Source organism: Paenibacillus sp. Soil724D2 (assembly GCF_001427935.1).
In the GTDB taxonomy this organism is placed as follows: Bacteria; Bacillota; Bacilli; order Paenibacillales; family NBRC-103111; genus Paenibacillus_E.
Genome location: NZ_LMRY01000056.1, coordinates 367,781 through 387,079, shown reverse-complemented (window position 1 = coordinate 387,079; position 19,299 = coordinate 367,781). Strand labels below are relative to the sequence as shown.

Annotated in this window: 12 protein-coding genes; 9 read left to right on the top strand and 3 right to left on the bottom strand. The window is 45.0% G+C overall.

All coding sequences use genetic code 11. The annotated features are described in order from the left end of the window. Window positions 1-81 precede the first annotated feature (81 nt). The 3 genes from ASG85_RS31805 (at window position 82) to ASG85_RS31795 (ending at window position 2,605) form a co-directional block, all read left to right on the top strand. Window positions 82-537 (top strand): CBS domain-containing protein, encoded by a 456-nt coding sequence (locus ASG85_RS31805; protein WP_057307087.1) that lies wholly within the window; start codon window positions 82-84, stop codon window positions 535-537. Between the two features lie 51 nt (window positions 538-588). After that, the gene (locus ASG85_RS31800) at window positions 589-2,040 is read left to right on the top strand and encodes an MDR family MFS transporter (RefSeq protein ID WP_060648883.1); all 1,452 of its coding nucleotides are present in this window, start codon (window positions 589-591) and stop codon (window positions 2,038-2,040) included. 112 nt (window positions 2,041-2,152) lie between these two features. Further along, window positions 2,153-2,605 carry a cupin domain-containing protein gene (locus ASG85_RS31795; protein ID WP_060648963.1) on the top strand — a complete coding sequence of 151 codons (453 nt, stop codon included), beginning with the start codon at window positions 2,153-2,155 and terminating at the stop codon, window positions 2,603-2,605. Between the two features lie 29 nt (window positions 2,606-2,634). Here the strand turns inward: ASG85_RS31795 and ASG85_RS31790 are convergent, their stop codons facing one another. Continuing rightward, on the bottom strand, window positions 2,635-3,375 hold the full coding sequence (locus tag ASG85_RS31790) for an SDR family NAD(P)-dependent oxidoreductase (protein WP_057306731.1): 741 nt from the start codon (window positions 3,373-3,375) through the stop codon (window positions 2,635-2,637). Window positions 3,376-3,501: 126 nt separating this feature from the next. On the opposite strand from ASG85_RS31790, the gene ASG85_RS31785 reads away from it, so the two are divergent. After that, the gene (locus ASG85_RS31785; protein WP_060648882.1) at window positions 3,502-4,407 is read left to right on the top strand and encodes a LysR family transcriptional regulator; all 906 of its coding nucleotides are present in this window, start codon (window positions 3,502-3,504) and stop codon (window positions 4,405-4,407) included. A 153-nt stretch (window positions 4,408-4,560) separates the two neighbouring features. Then, window positions 4,561-8,688, top strand: coding sequence for an OmpL47-type beta-barrel domain-containing protein (locus ASG85_RS31780; RefSeq protein ID WP_060648881.1), 4,128 nt, complete (start codon window positions 4,561-4,563; stop codon window positions 8,686-8,688). Between the two features lie 369 nt (window positions 8,689-9,057). Here ASG85_RS31780 and ASG85_RS31775 read toward each other — a convergent pair whose 3' ends face one another. Together ASG85_RS31775 and ASG85_RS31770 are read right to left on the bottom strand one after the other, a co-directional pair. Next, window positions 9,058-10,833 carry a sensor histidine kinase gene (locus ASG85_RS31775; RefSeq protein WP_060648880.1) on the bottom strand — a complete coding sequence of 592 codons (1,776 nt, stop codon included), beginning with the start codon at window positions 10,831-10,833 and terminating at the stop codon, window positions 9,058-9,060. Continuing rightward, the gene (locus ASG85_RS31770; RefSeq protein ID WP_060648879.1) at window positions 10,830-12,368 is read right to left on the bottom strand and encodes a response regulator transcription factor; all 1,539 of its coding nucleotides are present in this window, start codon (window positions 12,366-12,368) and stop codon (window positions 10,830-10,832) included. The genes ASG85_RS31775 and ASG85_RS31770 overlap by 4 nt, the downstream gene beginning before the upstream one ends. 227 nt (window positions 12,369-12,595) lie before the next feature. Here ASG85_RS31770 and ASG85_RS31765 point away from each other — a divergent pair, with 227 nt between their 5' ends. From ASG85_RS31765 to ASG85_RS31750, 4 genes are all read left to right on the top strand, one after another. Then, entirely contained in the window at window positions 12,596-13,519 is a 924-nt protein-coding gene (locus tag ASG85_RS31765; protein WP_057306725.1) for an ABC transporter permease, read from the top strand. Between the two features lie 29 nt (window positions 13,520-13,548). Next, on the top strand, window positions 13,549-14,439 hold the full coding sequence (locus ASG85_RS31760; RefSeq protein ID WP_060648878.1) for a carbohydrate ABC transporter permease: 891 nt from the start codon (window positions 13,549-13,551) through the stop codon (window positions 14,437-14,439). 120 nt (window positions 14,440-14,559) lie between these two features. Further along, complete coding sequence (locus tag ASG85_RS31755; protein WP_060648877.1) at window positions 14,560-16,179, top strand: extracellular solute-binding protein; 1,620 nt, start codon at window positions 14,560-14,562, stop codon at window positions 16,177-16,179. An 84-nt stretch (window positions 16,180-16,263) separates the two neighbouring features. Then, window positions 16,264-18,309, top strand: a complete 2,046-nt coding sequence (locus tag ASG85_RS31750) for an alpha-galactosidase (protein ID WP_060648876.1) — start codon at window positions 16,264-16,266, stop codon at window positions 18,307-18,309. Window positions 18,310-19,299 lie beyond the last annotated feature (990 nt).

Genomic DNA, 19,299 nt, shown 5'->3' with positions numbered 1-19,299 from the left:
TAGTTGTATAATGCAAGTATATAGTTTCATCATACAACTTATTTGAACAGAAGGCAATTTCTAAACTGGAGGGGAACCGTCATTAAGGCAAATGAAATCATGGTTCGTCAAGTCTACAAAGTAAAGGAAGGCGATTCTGTACGCGACGTGATTGAAAAGTTTATTAAGCACAGAATCAGTGGGCTTCCCGTCGTTAATGACCGGAATGAAGTGGTTGCTTACATTAGTGATGGGGATATTATGCGTTTTATCGGCAAGCACGATGACCATGTCTTCGGTTCATATTTTTATACGGCCGTCATCAAGGGAGACAATGAAGAGTTCCACGAAAGAGTTCGTAGATTGCTTCCTTTGAATGTGATGAAAATCGCCCGAAAGAAGGTTTTTACCGTAGATTCGGATGAGGATATTGAGCAAATTGCTGCCATATTGGGTAAAAAACGAATTAAAAAACTGCCGGTTCTAAACCAAGGCGTTCTTGTCGGAATAATCAGCAGGGGGGATGTTATTCGGTATTCCTTCCAGTCCATTTTATAAGGATGCTAAAGGAAAGGATAGAACGTACAGCGGCAAGTTGGAGGAAAAGAAGTGGAGAGTAGTGACTCAATACAGAAACCATTCTGGCGTATTGTTTTTGCTGTATTTTTTGGGAATTTCATGGCGGCCTTGAGCACGACTACCATTAATGTGGCGCTGCCCGTTTTCATGGACGATTTTAATGCTCCGCTGAATACCGTTCAATGGATGATGTCTGGATTCATGCTGGCAACAGGTGTTATTGCTCCTGTCATTGGATTCATCGGGGATAAATTAAGCTACAAACGGCTGTATGTCTACGCATTAGGCGGATTTACACTAACCTCCTTACTTTGCATTTTCGCATGGAATATGGAATCGCTTATCGCGTTTCGAATTCTTCAGGGGCTCTTTAGCGGTATCATTATGCCCACTACGATGACGATTATTTATCAGGTAATTCCAAAAGAGAAGCAAGCCAGTGCAATCAGCCTTTGGACCGTTTCTGCCATGCTGGCACCGGCATTCGGCCCAACGCTCGGGGGCTGGTTAACGGAATCTTATGGCTGGAAAGCCCTATTCCTCATGAACGTTCCGATCGGGATCATAGCCATGATCGTCACTCAGCGTTTTATTCCGTACTATCGGCTGGGGAAAGGCTTGTCCTTGGACTTCATCGGATTCCTTACAGTCATCATCGGAACGAGCTCGCTGCTTACATCCTTTAGCCAAAGTCATAGCTGGGGGTGGACATCATGGAAAACGATATTGCTTATGCTTGTGGGCATTATCATGATTGCTTACTTTGTTATGCGTTCGCTTAAGTCAAACGAACCACTACTTCATTTGCGCTTATTCAAAATACCACGGTTCACCTACAGTTTAATTTTGAATTGCACCATTACAATTTCTCTATATGCAGGAACTTTTCTTATCCCGATTTACCTGCAAAAAATTCAACATGAATCCACACTCCACACCGGTCTTGTCATGCTGCCGGGAACACTGGCAATGGCGCTTGTTTCTTCACTGGTCGGGAAAGTGTATAACAAGGTGGGGCCATTCCGTTTGGTCCTGTCCGGCGTTATACTGATGGCTGTGGCTACGTGGGCTATGTCCCGATTAAGCATGACTTCTAGTACAATCTTCATCGTTACCTGGATTGCCATTCGTTACGTTGGAATCGCTATGAGCAATATGCCCGTAACAAATGCCGGTATGTCCGCCATACCGTCGCAATCGTCAGGTCAAGCGTCGGCACTCATGAACTGGATCCGTCAAGGAACCGCTGCGCTTTCTGTCAGCCTTTTCAGTACCATTCTTTCTTCCAGAACCCTTAGTTATATGGGACAATCAGGAGCTAATGATAGTCAAGCGGCCTCGCGCGCACTCTCCCATAGCATACAGGACTTGTTTATAATCGGCACGGTACTTGTTGTCATAGCAGTACCACTCACATTTTTCCTCAGGAAAAAAAGTCCCTCTGCAGGTGGGGTGATTATGGGTAAGATGGAGGAAGTATAGAACTGAAAAGAACTTTGCATTTTTGCTGGCCATACCTACCGGTTATAAGTGTATAATATAATAGGAATTTTATATAGAAAGAAATAGAAGAGAGAGAGAGAGAAACCATATGATTACAAAATCCTTATCACCTTTAGTTGCAGCACTAGATTTAAAGCCTCATCGTGAAGGCGGATGGTACAAGGAGCTTTGGAAAGCTTCCTTCGAAATTCCAAAAGAGGTGCTTAAAGAAGCGTACACAGGTTCTCGCTACGCGGCTACTTCCATTTATTTTGTGCTTCATCCAGAAGAGTTTTCAGAGTGGCATACTGTATTATCGGATGAACTTTGGCTTTGGCATTCAGGTAGTCCATTGTTATTAACACTCGGAGGTACAAAAGACAAGCCTGAGGAAACACAAGAGATCATTCTCGGACCAGATGTGATCAATGGACAGTGTCCACAAGCCTTAGTTCCGGCCAACGTTTGGCAGACGGCAAAACCGCTAGGAACCGAGCCTGTTTTTGTCTCCTGTGTTGTAGCGCCGGGGTTTCATTATGATGACTTTAAGTTAATCAAGAAATAAGCTACGGCTCTTGGAATACAAAATCTTGATTATAACGTTTGTCCGCTATCAACTGTAATGATTTGACCTGTCATTGCTTCTTGTTCCAAGGCTGCACAGATAAATTTAGCAATATCTTCAGGTGTGGAAATACGCTGCAGTAGAAGATTAGGCGCTAACCTGTTCATTTGTTCTTCTCTTCCAGTCCACCATCTTGTCGCGACGGCTCCCGGTGCAACGCAGTTGACTTTAATATTTGGAGCTAAGGCGCGTGCTAACGATTTCGTAAGTCCGTGAACTGCCGCTTTAGATACAGCGTATGGAAGAGAGGAGCCTAATCCTGTTTGTCCCGCTATACTGCCGAGATTGACAATCGCTCCTTGTTTATTCATTTTCATGAATGGGGCAACAGCTCTAGCGCAGAAATACATACCTTTGACATTAACATCATAAAGCTCATCCCATACTTCTTCTGTTGCCGCTTCCAGATCATCAAATGGGATATGCCGAGTAATGCTGGCATTATTCACAAGCAAATCAATCGTCCCAAATTGTTGAACCAATATATCCACCATTTTCCTGACTTCTTTGTCTTGAGAAACATCGGCCCTAATGGCTATGGCGCGGCCACCTTTTGTATGGATGATTTGTGCTGTTTCTTCCGCATCGGCTTTAGAGGCCGAATAGTTCACCGCGACAGTTGCCCCCCGCTCAGCAAGTGCAAGGCTAATAGCCCTTCCGATCCCTGTACCACCGCCAGTTACAAGAGCCACTTTGTCTTTTAAATCCATAATTAGCCCATCTCCTTTTGCTACACTATGATATTAATGATTGTATATGGCCAATTTGAATTTGTATAATTGAATTAATTGATCGATATGTTCAAAAAAATTGAACTTGGAGCTAGGGGTACTTCGATGGATCTTAAAACATTAAAAACGTTTCAATTGATTGTAAAGCACGGTAGTTTTATTCGTGCAGCTGATGAAATGAATTATGTTCAATCCACCGTTACGATGCAAATTCAAAAGCTTGAATCCGACTTGGGCATTCAGCTCATCGAACGCGGAAAAAAAATCAAGTTAACAGAAGCCGGGAGACTGTTCTATGAACAGAGTTTGCAAATTGTAAAGAATATAGAGCAATTACAAACGAACTTGTCGGATTTGCAATTAGGCGAAAGGGGGAATATCCGTTTAGGGGTGACGGAGCCAACTGCCAGTTATCGAATACCTGGTATCTTAGAGAGGTTTTTATCACAATTTCCGAAAATCCGTATCTCTGTGGAATTTGCAAACACGCCAACATTAAGCGAGCGGCTTCTCAATGGGGATATTGACTTGGCTCTTTGTTCGGCACCGGACCTGGGTTCCGAGCTCTATTTTGAACCTTTATTTAAGGAAAAGTTTGCGGTCTTGATGCAGGAGAACCATCCGCTTGCCCAAAAAGCGGTTATAGCGCCGGATGATATTCGGGGACATCGTCTGCTTATCACATCAGCAACCTGTCCGTACCGCAGAAAACTTGAAATGGTATTGCATGAATCAGGGAACAATCCAATAGACACTATGGAGATTGGCAGTATGACAGCTTTGAAATATTATGTAGAAAGCGGATTAGGTATTGCTCTTGTGCCAGAGATTGTTTTGAAACCAGTTCCTACAGGAACAACGATACGGCCTATGAGCGGCAGTCTTATAGACATGACTTTCGGCATTCTCTCCAAACCTTCGGAATTTCCATTGAAACAGGCAAGCTCGAAGCTTTACCAATTTCTCAAGCAAGAACTACTTGAACAATTCCCCAATGGACTCAAAAATTAGACCCTCAGCCCGTTGCTGTGGGTCTTTTTTTGCTGGCGATTTACAAAGACCGTTAATTATCGTTATATTTCTGAAAATAATCGTGTAGAGATCTCTTAGAGTTCATTCCTATAATGGAGATGAATGTAATTACATTTGACAAGGAGAGATTTTATGCGAGAAAGGATTGCGAAATGGGTAGCTTTGTTCATGCTTTTGTTTATGACGGTCTCCTCCAACGCGGGTATTGGCGTTCAAACAGCGTATGCGGAAAGCCAAACCTACGAAGCGGAAGCACCGGTTAATGTTTTGAGCGGTAACGCGTCAGCGGCCGAATGCACCGTATGCTCGGGAGGAAAGAAGGTAGGTGGCCTCTATCAAGGCAGCTCGCTGCAATTCAACGGAATTACCGTAAGCGAAGCTGGAAGCTACAAGGTGTCGGTTTCTTACATTTCCGGCGATCCTCGTTCGGTGAACATCCGTGTAAATGGAGGGAGTGCGGAAAATATCGATTTTCCCAAAACGGCTGATTGGAGCACGGTCGGCACCTTTGATGTCACGCTTCAATTAAATGCCGGTACGAATGCAATCGTGTTCGACGACGGAAATTGGTATTCTCCGGACATTGACAAGATCGTAATAGCGCCTACAGTAACTTCGAATCCCGGAGGAGGTGGCGGAAGCGAAACACCCCCGACATTCGCACAAAATTACGAGGCTGAGTCTGCTGTAAATATGCTTGCTGGCAAAGCTTCCGTGTCCAATTGCGGCACGTGTTCAGGAGGCAAGAAAGTCGGCAATTTGTATCAAGGAAGCTCGTTGCAATTCAATCAAATCCAAGTGAATGCTCCCGGTAACTACACGGTGAAACTGTACTATATCTCTGGCGATCCCAGATCCGTTCAAATCAGTGCGAACGGAGGGGCGGCCGAATTGTATGATCTGCCGAAAACGACGGATTGGAATACGGTCGGCACGTTTGACGTTGATCTTTCTTTAGCGGCGGGCAGCAACACGATCCTCTTGTCTGACGGCAATGCGTACGCCCCTGATATCGATAAGATCGCAGTGTCGCCCAAAATCGTTACCTATGAAGCAGAAGCTTCCGCTAATACACTTGCAGGCAAAGCAAGCATTTCGAACTGCATCAGCTGTTCCGAAGGCAAAAAAGTCGGCAATTTATATCAAGGCAGCTCCCTGCAATTTAATGGGGTTGAGGTGGGTTCAACCGGAAATTATCAAGTAACCGTTTCTTATATTTCCGGCGATCCTCGTTCTGTACAAGTCAGTGTTAACGGAGGAGCCGCTGAAACGTATGATTTTCCGAAAACATCCGACTGGAACACGGTGAATACGTTCGTTATACCTTTAGCTTTAGTGGCTGGCAGCAATACGATCCAGTTTGCTGACGGCAACGGCTACTCCCCGGATTTGGATAAAATCGTGGTCGGTCCGAAGATTGAACCGAATCCTGGCGAGGACGATAACGTCGGCGGCAGCCTTGGCGATCCCGGCGAGTCGAAACAGTACGGTTCCATCACCGTAACGCATTATACGTATGGCGTGACTTTTTCGAACGGTGAGACTACCATTTCGTACCATACTGACAGCGGTCTGGCGGATTATTCCTGGAAGGACGCCAAGATTGTAAAAGGCGTATACGGCAGCTTACAATTGGGCGAGCTCGTCACCAGCAAGAGTTATACCAGTCATACCTTATCGGATGCTGCAATTGTCCCGGTTCATGACGGCTTTGGTACAGGACTTCGTTTTACCGTCATCAATGAATCGCCTGGTAAACCTGCGCTTCATCAGATTTATACCGTGTATGAAGGAAAGAGCTTCTTCCTGACTCAATTAAAAGCGGTTAACACTTCATCCATGACGACGAATAACATAGCGCCTATCATTGTGACCAATAGTGGCGGTGTGGATATTGGTAGCAATGCGGATAACAGAGCGCTATTTGTCCCATTTGATAATGATAACTGGATTCGGTATAAGGCCCAATCGATCAACACTTCGAATACGGGGTATGAGGTAACGGCTATTTATGATAACACGAATCGGAATGGTCTCGTGATCGGCTCCGTCACTCATGATACTTGGAAGACGGGTATTGCATGGAACGGATTTAATAATAAATTGAACAACCTCACGGTGTATGGCGGAGCATCCTCCAACATTACGCACGACGTCGAGGCTCACGGAAGCATTTCTGGTACTGAATTAACATCACCAACCGTGTTTGTCGGCTATTTTGCGGATTACCGTGCCGGTCTCGAGGAATACGGACGTGCGAACGCCGTGTTCACTCCGCCTTTAAGCTTCCACGGCTCTGTTGCCCAAGAAGTTCCGGTAGGCTGGAACAGTTGGGGGGCCTACGGCAGCAATCTCACCTACCAAGATGTAATAGATACGTCGAATTACTTTAAGACGCACCTTCAAAACAATAATTTTAACAACAAAGGTGCACTCTACATTAACTTGGATTCCTATTGGGACAATTTAACGGATACCCAGCTGCAGAATGCGGTGGCAACAATCCGTCAAAATGGTCAGCAAGCTGGTATTTATTGGGCGCCTTTCGTTTACTGGGGCAATAATATGAGTCAGACTGTTGAGGGTACAAACAATCAATATACGTACGGAGATATTGTATTGAAGGATAGCACTGGGAAAATATTGCCTACTCTGGACGGCGCCTATGCGCTTGATCTGACTCATCCAGGAACGAAAGCACGAATGGACTACTATTTGGGCAAATTTAAGGCCTTAGGCTTCACTTATATCAAATTGGATTTCTTAACACACGGTTCTTTGGAAGGGAAGCATGCCGACCCAACCGTGACCACCGGTATTCAAGCTTATAATCAAGGGATGGCCTACGTGAACAGTGTCATAGGCGGCAGCATGTTCATTAGCGAATCGATTGCGCCGTTATTCCCCAGCCAATATGCACACAGCCGTCGAATCTCTTGCGATGTGTACGGCAAAATCAGTGAGACAGAATATGAGCTGAACGCGCTCACCTATGGCTGGTGGCAGAATGGTACGATTTACCCTTACACCGACCCAGATCATATGGCGTTGTCGAGGGCCAGTTCCTTGGACGAAGCGCGCAGCAGAGTAACTTCTGCCGTTATTTCCGGCACAGTCTTTTTGAATTCCGATGACATTCACAATGTGACCGCTCAAGCTTACATGAACGAACTGTTGACGAACAAAGAAGTCAACCGTGTCGCGTTAATGGGCAAAGCTTTCCAAACGGTCGAAGGAAACACCGGTGCGGGCGCGGCCGATACGTTCGTACTAAATGACAATGGAACTTATTATGTGGCTGTCTTCAATTACAACGGTACTTCCTCTTCGACAAAGTCCGTCGATCTGACCCGTGCGGGATTGAATGGCACCAGTAACTATCTGCGAACAGACTTATGGTCAGGAGCCGAGGATAAGGTGAGCGGTAAGCTGAACGTAACCCTGAAGCCGGCCGAGTCTAAACTGTTTAAGCTTCAGCTTGATACTATTCCTCCTACGACGAGCGTCGTCTTGGATGGGATCAGCGGTTCCGGAACTTTTAGCAACAAAGACATCATTATGACATTCAACGCAGCGGATCAACCGGGAGGCACCGGCCTCCTGTTGACTGAATATCAGTTGAACGGGGGAAATTGGATAACGGTTAACGGACCTGTAACACTATCCGAGGAAGGCGTTAACAGCATTCATTATCGTTCGAAGGATCGATACGGCAATGTGGAGGAAGCCAAGCAAGTGACTGTCGGCATCGATCACACAGCACCCGTTGTCCGAATAACAGGTCCATTAACCGTCTGGCAAACAGATCCATTGAGCCTGACTGTTCAGATCACGGATGCGTTAAGCGGCATAAGTAATAGCACCGTTCAACTGGATAAGAAAATCACGAGCAATCCAATCAATGCTGCCCCTGCGGCTTTAGCCGTTGGAAACCATGTGATCGAGATTACCGGGACGGATCTGGCCGGCAACGTAACAGCGAATACGTATACGCTACAGGTACAGATCGATGCCAATCATTTCATTGATCTCATCAACATCGGTGTTGCGAACGGTTCGATCACAATTTCAGACAAAGGCAAGGAATTGCTTGCCAAAGTGGAAACGATTATTCGCAGCAACAATAAAGAAGTGACTGTCCGCCAATTAAAGGCGCTGCGCATCTTTGTGGAAGCTTTAACCGGCAAAAAGATCACCAAAGAATTCTCTGCGATCCTCATCGCTGATATCGATTACTTGATCCAAAATGCCAGTAAATAGCTGTAAGGAAATGGGGCTTTCCCAAAAGTGTTCGCATGATTGAGATGTCCCAAATGTACACAAAAGAACCTCCAATTCCACTAATAAAGTCATGGGAGATGGAGGTTCTTTTTACATGTGAATTTCGTTCTGAATCCGATTCGAGTGTCCTAGAAGGTCAATCGAGCAAAAGGGGCTATCGCAAGTAGATTTCTACTTATGGGACAACCACTTAGTTACCTATTTTTATTGGGTTAGGGTATGGCGATTCCAAATTGGCCTAGGAGGTTCGGCAGCTTTGTGAAGGTAGAAAGGCCATTGGAGTTATCAATGTTGTATTTTCTGCAACAATTCACTCGTCAAAAGGCTATTTTGCAAGTCTGATCATGCTTACGAACTAATACCGTGCAGCGGAATACGAATTTGCGCCTTCGTCCCGATGCCGAACTTACTATAAAGCGTAACACCGTATTCGTCGCCAAATGCTAATTTGATTCGCTGGTCAACATTGGTAATCCCATAACCCGAGACGTTGTCGATTTTACTCAGAGCACGTTCCAGTGTTTCAGTCTGCATGCCCATCCCGTCGTCGATCACTTCCAGATAAATATCACGATCATCCTTGTACACCTTGATGATGATATTAATTCCAACTTCATCGTCCCACACGGCATGATTGATGGCATTTTCGACAAATGGCTGTAACGCCAGCTTAACCGTCTGATAAACAAGTACGGAATCGTCAATCGTATAATGGAGCCGAAGCAGTCCCTCGAACCTAATCTGTTGGATGGCGATGTAATACTTGGTGAGTTTGATTTCTTCACTGATGGGCAATATCATTTTTCCTTTATTTAAAGAGATCCGGTAAAACTTGGCAAGGTGTGAGACCATTTCATTAATGGTGTTATCTCTGTGCTTAACGGCTAATGCTGAGATAGACGCCAGCGTATTGTATAAAAAGTGCGGATTGATTTGGGCTTGCAGCATGTTCATTTCCGCTTCTTTCTTCGAAATTTCCTTCTTGTAGACCTCATTAATCAGTTCTTTCAGGCGACCTGTCATTTTTTGGAATGCAAAGGATAACTGGCCAATTTCGTCATGCCCCATAAACGTCATGTTGACATTGAAATCTTCCCGTTCTACCCGCCGGATAACTTGAAGCAGGGATTCAATCCGTTTGGTGAAGAACCGTGCGGTTATATAAATCAAAACAACGGAGATCGCTATGCTGCTCAAAGCAATGATTAGAATTCGCTTGGAGGCGATTTGAGCGTTGGTAATAAAGCTTTTGTAAGGGATGACAGAAATCGTTTTCCAGCCATTCTTGATCGTGTTGTAAACGACGAGCGATTTCTCTCCATTGTACATACTATCGAAGCTTCCTGAGTTTTTCTCACCGAAAGTACCGGGGATTAGTGTGCCGATATTTTGGTTCAGAAGCGCTTTGTTGCGGTTAGATAAGATATTTCCGTTTTCGTTAACGATATAAATGTCTTTTTGTTTATCTTCCTTTTCCATAAGCCGATAAATGTCGGCTTCGGCAATATCGAAGGTAAGGATACCGTAAGGAAAGTTAAGGCTGTTATTATTGAGCAAACGCGCCAGCTTGAATACAGGTTCAATGCCAGTAGTTGTTGCGGATACGCTGTAAGTCACATTCCCGTAAGAATGGGAGATTGACTCGTACCAATTGGTTGCTTTTGCCGCAGCATCAATTCGCTTAATATATACGCTGTCCGCAGGAAATGTCGTATTGCTCGTGTAGATGGATACCGCACGGATGTCGGGATTAGTTGCCAGTACATTATTAATCACATTATTGAAGTAAATGTACGAATCCAAGTAGTCAGTACTGTTTTCGGTGTAATCTTTGGTCAGCAGCAACCGCAGCGTATTATCCAAATAAATGGATGCGGATATTTTTGAATAGGAATCTAGCTTCGTTTCCAAGTTGGCGTTAAGCTGATCTGTCGTTGCAATCATATTGGTATAGATTTGCGTCGTTAGTTCCCGTTTGGTCGTGTCATAGGAATATTTGACGAAAAACAATAAGGGTAAGATCGAAACGATGCAAAAGACGGCGAACAACTTGCTGCGCAAACTGAGATTAAGAAATGTTTTGGCTACAAACCGGAGTGGCATTGGCAATCGTGCTTGTATCATAAAAGTTTTTTCCTGTATTCGTTGGGTGTCGTTCCTTTGAACTTCTGAAACACAGAGCAAAAATAAGAGACGTTTTCGTAGCCAACGGATGCAGCAATCTCATGGATTTTTTTGGATTTGTCTTTAAGCAGTTCAGCAGCATGATGAATCCGTACACGGGTCAAATATTCCAATATTGTTTCTCCTGTTTTATCTTTAAATATGGTTCGCACGTAATTGGGTGACAGATACACCTGTTTAGCGATATCCTCGATGGTCAACTGTCTGCTGAAGCTGCGGTCGATGAGGTTTGCGATTTGATGAATGATATGAAGATTCTTGTCCTTGTCCTTTTCCTTCATTAGGGAAAGGATGGAATGGCAGACCTCCAAGATGTGATTTTCGATTTCATTTATGGTGGAGTAATTGGCGATACGCTTCCAATCGTCGACATACATCGAATTGACGGAGTCACCCCCGAGTAAATTGGCAAAATGCTGCTCAATGGCCGTAATAAGCCGCAACGAGCTTGAACATACCAGGTCCCGGTCGACCTTCGAGGTGCGCATAGTATCAAAGAAGTCTTGAATCACGGTGATAGCCGCAGATTCCTGCAAATGTGAAATGGCATGACAAAGTGATACAATTGCCGGTTCAGTGTTCACCTCTTTGAAGACTGGCTCGACAGCTTGATTGGCCTTTGTACACGATCCCAAGCCGTAATAAAATTTGCTTTCATTCGCTCGTTTTGCGCCTGCACATAAATCGTATAGGCTTTCGAGACCCATACCAACGTCGGATACGCCGATTGAAAGGATAGCGTCGTTGCTGTCGTTTACATACCGAATCAGTTGCTCCGCAGCATGGCAAAGTTCTAATGACGAGGTATCAAGCTTATTGCAGATAAGTACGAATGTTCCTTCCTTGATTTGACAGAGAAAGGAGCGGGGGATTTCCGCCTGTGTTAAATTGCGGATAAGTGACACGAGCTCCACACCATAATTGCTGGATGGGTCAACTGTTATATATAATATTTGAAAAAAACCGCTCGAAGGTATCATAGATGGCAGTAGTAACATTTTATCAATCCATTGGGATCTAACTATGGGACTGCTTTCCAAGACCAGCTCCTTCAGATAGGTCTCTTTTAGTACTTCAGAGGTTTGGGAAGAAATCCGGAATTCCTTGCATTTCTGTTTGACTTTCTCCATTAATTGCTGTAGCTCTCCCATATCAAGGGGCTTCAACAAATAGCCGATCGCTTCCACGGAAAGTGCTGCTTTAATATATTGAAACTCATCGTGTCCACTTAGGAATACGATCTGGACATTGCGATTGATTTGTTTGGCCCGCCTGCTAAATTCCAGTCCATCCATAATCGGCATACGAACGTCCGTTAATATGATATCAGGTCGAAGTTCTTCCATGCGCTGAAGCGCTTCTCTGCCGTTCTTCGCCGTTCCAGCAACACGAATGCCCATATCTCCCCAACGAACGTAATCGGCCAGCATCTCGAGCTCCATTTTTTCATCGTCTACAAGCAGTATACTGTACATTGAAAGCGTTCCCACCTTTCCAAACGCTGATATTACTCAAATTTATTGTAAAACGTATAACTCAAATAAACAATGACTTCTCAAAAGGATCGTTCATTTGGAATACGTTTCTGAAGATGCTTGTATGGAATTGTTTTCTGCTCATTCCTATAATGAGAGTATACAAAATGATTGGTTGTGACTGAGCGGCACAAGCCGCCGCAGCCTGGAAAAGGCGGGTTATACGTATGGAAGCGCGACTGAAAAGGATGAAAGGACAAAAATATTTATACTTAATGATCCTGCCCGCCTTCATCTCTACCATCTTATTTTCATATGGTCCGATGTTCGGCTTGTACATGGCGTTCATCAATTACTCGCCCGGCGGTGGTTCCTTTATCCACCAATTTTTTGCGAGCAAGTTTGTCGGTTTCGAGTGGTTTCGATACTTCTTTACCAGTGGTGATTTTTATATCATCATGCGCAATACGATTGCGCAGAGCTTCTTATCGCTGTTGATTGGATTTCCGGCTCCGATTGTGCTGGCCTTAATGATTAATGAGGTGAAGAGCGGCTTATTCAAAAAAGTGGTACAAACGGTATCGTATCTGCCTCACTTTATATCTTGGGTCATAGCAGCAAACATCATCATAACGCTGCTATCCTCGCAGGGGCTGATCAACAAGTTACTGATGCTTTTGCACATCACGGAGGAACCGGTACAATTTTTCCAAAATGGCCATTACTTCTGGGGGATCATTGCTGTCTCCAATATGTGGAAGGATATGGGATTTAACGCAATCATGTATTTGGCTGCAATTGCCGCTATTAATCCCGAACTATATGAAGCAGCAAGAGTTGACGGTGCCAGCCGATTGCGCCAAATGTTTCACGTCACACTTCCGTCTTTACGCCCAACGATCGTAATTCTGGCTATTTTGTCAATTGGCGGTATCTTGAACGCGGGTTTCGATCAGCAGTATTTGTTGCAAAACAACACCATCTTGAAATATTCTGACGTTATCGATACCTATACGTACCGCTACGGACTGCAGAACGGCATGTTCTCTTATGGCGCTGCGGTTGGGTTGTTCAAATCGGTCATTGCCTTCATTTTGGTTATCAGCGTTAATACATTGTCCAAGCGAATGAATCAACAATCATTGTTCTAAAACGAAAAGATAGGAAAGGGTGGGTATGAATGAGAACAAGATCGCGTGGCGATATCGTCTTCGCCGGGTTCGTTTATGTGTTCCTCCTTCTGGTATTTATCGCAACGTTCTACCCCTTCTGGAACATTCTCGTGCTGTCTGTAAACAGTGCAGATGATACGATCCGTGGTGGCATTTATTTCTGGCCGAGGGAGTTTTCCTTTACAAGCTATACGCAAATATTATCCGATCAAGAAATCCTCAATGGGGTCAAAGTGACATTAGCACGCACACTGATCGGCACCCCCCTCGCCGTTCTGGTAATCAGTCTGCTTTCTTACCCGCTCAGCAAGCGTGATTTGGTCGGCGGGAAGTTCATCACACTTTTCTTCATCTTTACGATGTATTTCGGCGGCGGCTTAATCCCTTACTATATGATCTTAAAGAGTCTTCACCTGATAGATACCTTCTGGGTGTATATTGCGCCAGGTCTTATGAATGTGTTTTTTATGATATTGGTACGTACATTTATTCAGCAACTTCCTGGGGAATTAGATGAATCTGCAAAGATGGACGGCGCGAACGATCTGCAAATTTTCATCAAGATCGTATTGCCGCTGACGACTCCGGTACTTGCTACGATTGGGTTGTTTACGGCGATCGGCCATTGGAATTCTTGGTTCGATTCCTATGTATTCACCTATAAGCCTGAACTTAAGACGCTGCAGGCCGTTCTCGTCAAAATTTTGAATCAGTATCAGACATCATCAATGGTGTCGGATGCGCAGCAGATGGCGGATTCCGCCAAACGCCTCGCCGTATCGTCAGATTCGATCCGCATGGCTGCAACGATCGTCGCAACACTGCCCATTGTCATTGTATATCCGTTCCTGCAAAAGTATTTTGTTAAAGGTATGACCGTGGGAGCAGTTAAAGCCTAATCCAGCTTTCTCATTCTTGAAAGGCGGTGGTTGAGAGCACAATCCGCAGAGGATAGGACAATATCCAATAAAAGGTAATCGATTGTTTTCAATACAATTAGTCAAGGGGGATTTTAATCCATGTTCAAGACCAAGAAAACGTTCAACGTACTGCTTTCAACGGTTCTTTTGGGTTCCGTCATCGCTGGTTGCTCTACCAAAGAAAATACGGCTTCGCCAAGCGTTAAGCCAGCTGCCTCAACCGATAGTAAAGCAAACGATATAACACCGATTAAAATGACGTTCTTTGATAAAAATACAGGCGACGCCTTCACGAACGAGGTTGCCAAGGAAATAACGAAACGGACAGGTGTTACGATCGAAATTCAGCAGCCAACGGGCAATCCTTCAGAAAAGCTGAATCTGATGCTCGCCAGCAGCGATTTGCCGGATCTTGTGCTAATGGACCGCGGAGGAGATATCGTTAGTAAGTACATCGCCGCAGGGGCGATTATTCCGCTGGATGATCTGATTGCGAAATACGGTCCCAACGTGCAGAAAATGTATGGGGACACTTTGAAAAAGACACGGTTTACCGACGGGAAAAACTACTATCTTTCTAACTGGTACGGCCCGGAGAATGAGCCTGTATTCGGCATGAATATGCGCAAGGATTGGCTTAAAGAGATTGCTCCGGACAAAGCTGAAGGCGGAAAGCCGTTCACGGCAGATGAATTCGAGGCGCTGCTGAAGGATTTCAAAACAAAGCTTGGTAAAGCGGACGGCAAAGATGTATTCCCGATGAGCTTTAACGGTGAAAATATGGGCGCTGTGCTCGGAACGTTTAAAGGCATGTGGGGGATGAAGACTTATTTCGAAGATAATGGAGCCCTGAAGTACGATGTGAAGGACCCGAAATATAAGGACATGCTGATGTACTTGAATAAGCTGTACCGAGAGGGTTTGATTGATCCGGAATGGCCAGTCAACAAGAAACAAACGTGGGAGCAAAAAATTTCTAATGGACTCGTATTTGCATCACCAGGCGCTTATTGGGATTTCGGAACGCCTAACGGTGTGCTTAAGAAAGCAGGCGGACCTGAAAAGCAGCTCTACCCGTATAAGCTCGTGGGACCTGGCGTTGACCCGGCAAAAACGACATTAGGGCCAAAAAGCTCGCTAGGCTGGGATGCGATTGCGATCACAAAAACGAATAAAAACCCAGAAAGAACGATGAAACTCATTGACTTCCTAGCTAGCGAAGAAGGCCAATACCTTCTGATGTGGGGAATAGAGGGAGTGCACTGGGATATGAAGGACGGCAAGCATACGCCGCGTCCGGAAGTTCTTCAAGGCTTTAAAGACGATTGGGATAACTTCGCGAAGAAAACAGGTATTCGCAAATGGACTTGGTTCGTGAAGAACGGTAAAGGCTCCGACGGTACTCCGTATGATTTGCCGGGCCGTTACCAGCGTGGCGAGATCGACCAGATGGCTCTGAAGAACTTGTCCGATACGGTGTGGGAAACATCGGCTTATGATAATCTCGGCCCTGCCGGCGGCACCCCGGATGCGCTCGTTAGCCAGAAAATTTCAGATATTATGAGCCAAACGATTACGAAAGTCATCATCTCCAAGTCCGATACGGATGCAGCCGCTCTATTCGATAAAATGCTTGCCGATATGAAGGCAGCTGGCGATGAGAAAGTGGAGAAAATCATTAACGACAACTACAAGAAACGCATGGATCTTTGGAAATAAGAGAGGATGCAGATCAGGAAGCCGAGGCACCGTTCCGGCTTCCTTCTTCATTTAAATGTCTATAGGCATGAAGGGAGCAGGATTATGATGACAACCAGTACGATTACCATTCAAGAGTTAAATGGGCAAGTGGTTGGAGAAAATGGGATATGCCGAATAATCGTCGATCTGGCGAGCGGATTAACCGATTATGAATGGGATTCCGGTAGCTGCTTGAGCGGCGCTTACAGCGCAGCGCGGATCGAAGGAGGCAAATACGTTGCTTCGACCGAATATTCGGAGCACAAACTGGCCGCTAGCAGCACTCAAATGATCCATGATGATTTCGGTACAGGCTGCCGCTTCTCTGTGATTCATTCGGCTGAATTGCTTCCGGTCATGACGCAGACGTTTTGGCTTTATGAAAAAGTGCCATACTTTTTCGTTCGGGTTGAGATGGAGGGTGTATCGGAAGCATTGGAGACAAACTATATGTCTCCATTGACAGCGGACGCAGCTAAGGGATCATCGGCGATTTCTTTGGAAATAGCGGCAGAGGAACTGCGCGCGTTGTTGGTGCCTTTCGATAACGATAAGTGGGTACGTTACGAATCAACCGCCATGCCGAACCAGCTGGAAAGCTATGAGGTAACGGCTATTTTCGAACCTGCATCGAGAAAAGGGCTAGTTGTTGGTTCGGTTACCCATGATACATGGAAAACCGGTCTGAAAGTGATCGGACATGAAGGAGCGGCTATTCATCATCTGGAGGTATACGGTGGAGCAGCAGGCGAGTATACGCGCGATAGCATTCCTCACGGTACGCTGATCGGCAAAACGATTGCTTCACCGCGTATCTTTGTGGGTATGTATGCGGATTACAGAACCGGACTAGAAGAATACGGAAAAGCCAATGCTGTGATAGCTCCACCTCTTCAATGGGAACACGGCGTTCCATTTGGATGGAATAGCTGGTCGGCGGCAGGGGGAGAGCTCGATTACGAGCTTTACACCCATACGTCGGACTTCTTAAAAAGCTTGCACGATGGCGGGTTTCATCATCAGGGGACAGTTTATATTAACTTTGATTCCTTCTGGACGAACTTAACACAGCAGCAGCTCGAAGACGCTGTGCGTTACGTTCGCGACAATGGACAAAAGCCCGGTATTTATTGGACGCCTTTTGCCTTCTGGGGGAACGATTTCGATCGGGTTGTGGAAGGCACGGACGGTAAGTATACATACCGTGATCTCCTGCTGCGTGATGAGCAAAGGCAAATTTTGCCCGATTTAGACGGCGGACTTGCGATTGATCCTACGCACCCTGGCAATCTGATGCGGACGGAGTGGCATCTTGAACGGTTTGTCAGGTGGGGGTTCGAGTACATTAAACTCGACTTCCTTGGACACGGTGCTTTGGAAGGCGTGCACTTCGATAAAGAAGTGCGTACAGGGCTTCAAGCGTACAACCTTGGCATGGCGTTGATCAAGAATAGGCTTGATCCCAAGGTTATCGGACGTCCATTCTTTATCAACTTGTCCATCGCGCCGATGTTTCCACATCAATACGCCCATAGCAGGCGCATCTCATGTGATGCTTTCGGTACACTGAAAGATACGGAGTATATGTTGAATTCACTAACATATGGTTGGTGGATGAATGGGACCATCTATCCTTTCAATGATCCTGACCATACGGTTCTGTACAAAAGCTTTAACCAAGAACCTACGATGGTTCAGGAAGGCAGGAGTCGTCTAAACGCTTCCCTTATTGCCGGAACGGTTCTTCTGATGGGGGACGATTTCCGTAAGGAGGAAGCAAGAATCAGGGCAGAGGACTGGTTAACCCGGGCGGAGCTTCTAAAAATTGCAAAGACAGGAAGAAGTTTTGTTCCGCTTGAGGGAAATACCGATGCGGCGTCTGATGATGTTTTTTTCCAAATGGCAGATGACGACTGTTATATAGCTGTGTTTAACTATAATAAAGATGAAACGGTTGAGAAACGTATATCCATCGAGCGTATGGGTCTGCCCAAAAATGCGACTTATGAGCTGCATGATCTATGGGAGGGAACCGCCAATCAGTCATCAGGAGACATAAGCGTTCGCTTGGAACCGGCGGAGTCGAAGATTATTAAGTTGATTCTTTAGCGGGAAGGAGCTGCTTCGGCAGCTCCTTTTTTGCGCGCTAGAGTGATTAAGGGGTAAGTCTAAGCTTACCCCAATTTAGCCTTTTTTCATGCTTTAGAGCTGCTTTTGGCTGGAATTGTTGTATTTTTTGAAACAGTTCTGTGGAAAGTGCGGATTACCTTGCCTAAAGTTGTGCAAAAGAGACCGTCGATTCATTCATTCGCGGTAGAATAATGTTGTAAAAAGGAATCAATTTCATAATTCCAACCCTTGCTACATAAGGACTTATAGCGCATTCAAAAACAGTCACCTACCCAAGATATCCATTGGGTGCCAAGAATTTCATGTTATTCTCCGTTTTAGTACTAGAAATCAGGGCATTTAAGTGGTTAAATCCCTTTCTGAATTCTGTAATCGGTTTGAATGTCAATAGCTCGTACGATGTTTATGGCGCCTTGTGGGAAAATAGTGCTTTAATAGTGAAATTAGCTCCTTAAGGTTTATCCGATGATATTTCTATCGAATCCACACTTCATTTGAACGTTAAGAGTCTTTAGGGACTTCTATTTTTACATAATACGGTGAAAATGAAGAGATAGCAGTCTCTAAAGGCTCTTATCCCACACTTCATTTGAACGTTAAGAGTCTTTAGGGACTTCTATTTTTACATAATACGGTGAAAATGAAGAGATAGCAGTCTCTAAAGGCTCTTATCCGATTGCTTTTCTCCCGAGTTCACACTTTACTTGACGGATAAGAGCCTCTACAGACTCTTATTTTTACAAAATACGCTGGAAATGAAGAAATAGCAGTCTCTAAAGGCTCTTATTCAACTGCTTTTCTCCCGAATCCATACTTGGAAAAATCGGACTTTTATTATGAAATTGACTAAAAAGTGCAACAATTGATGCCTAGATCCAGCCTTTCACCCCTCGATGTTGCAGATTGTACAACAATTTGGCCCAATATAGACCATTTCACAACAAATGTTGCTCAAAATGTTGTACGAAA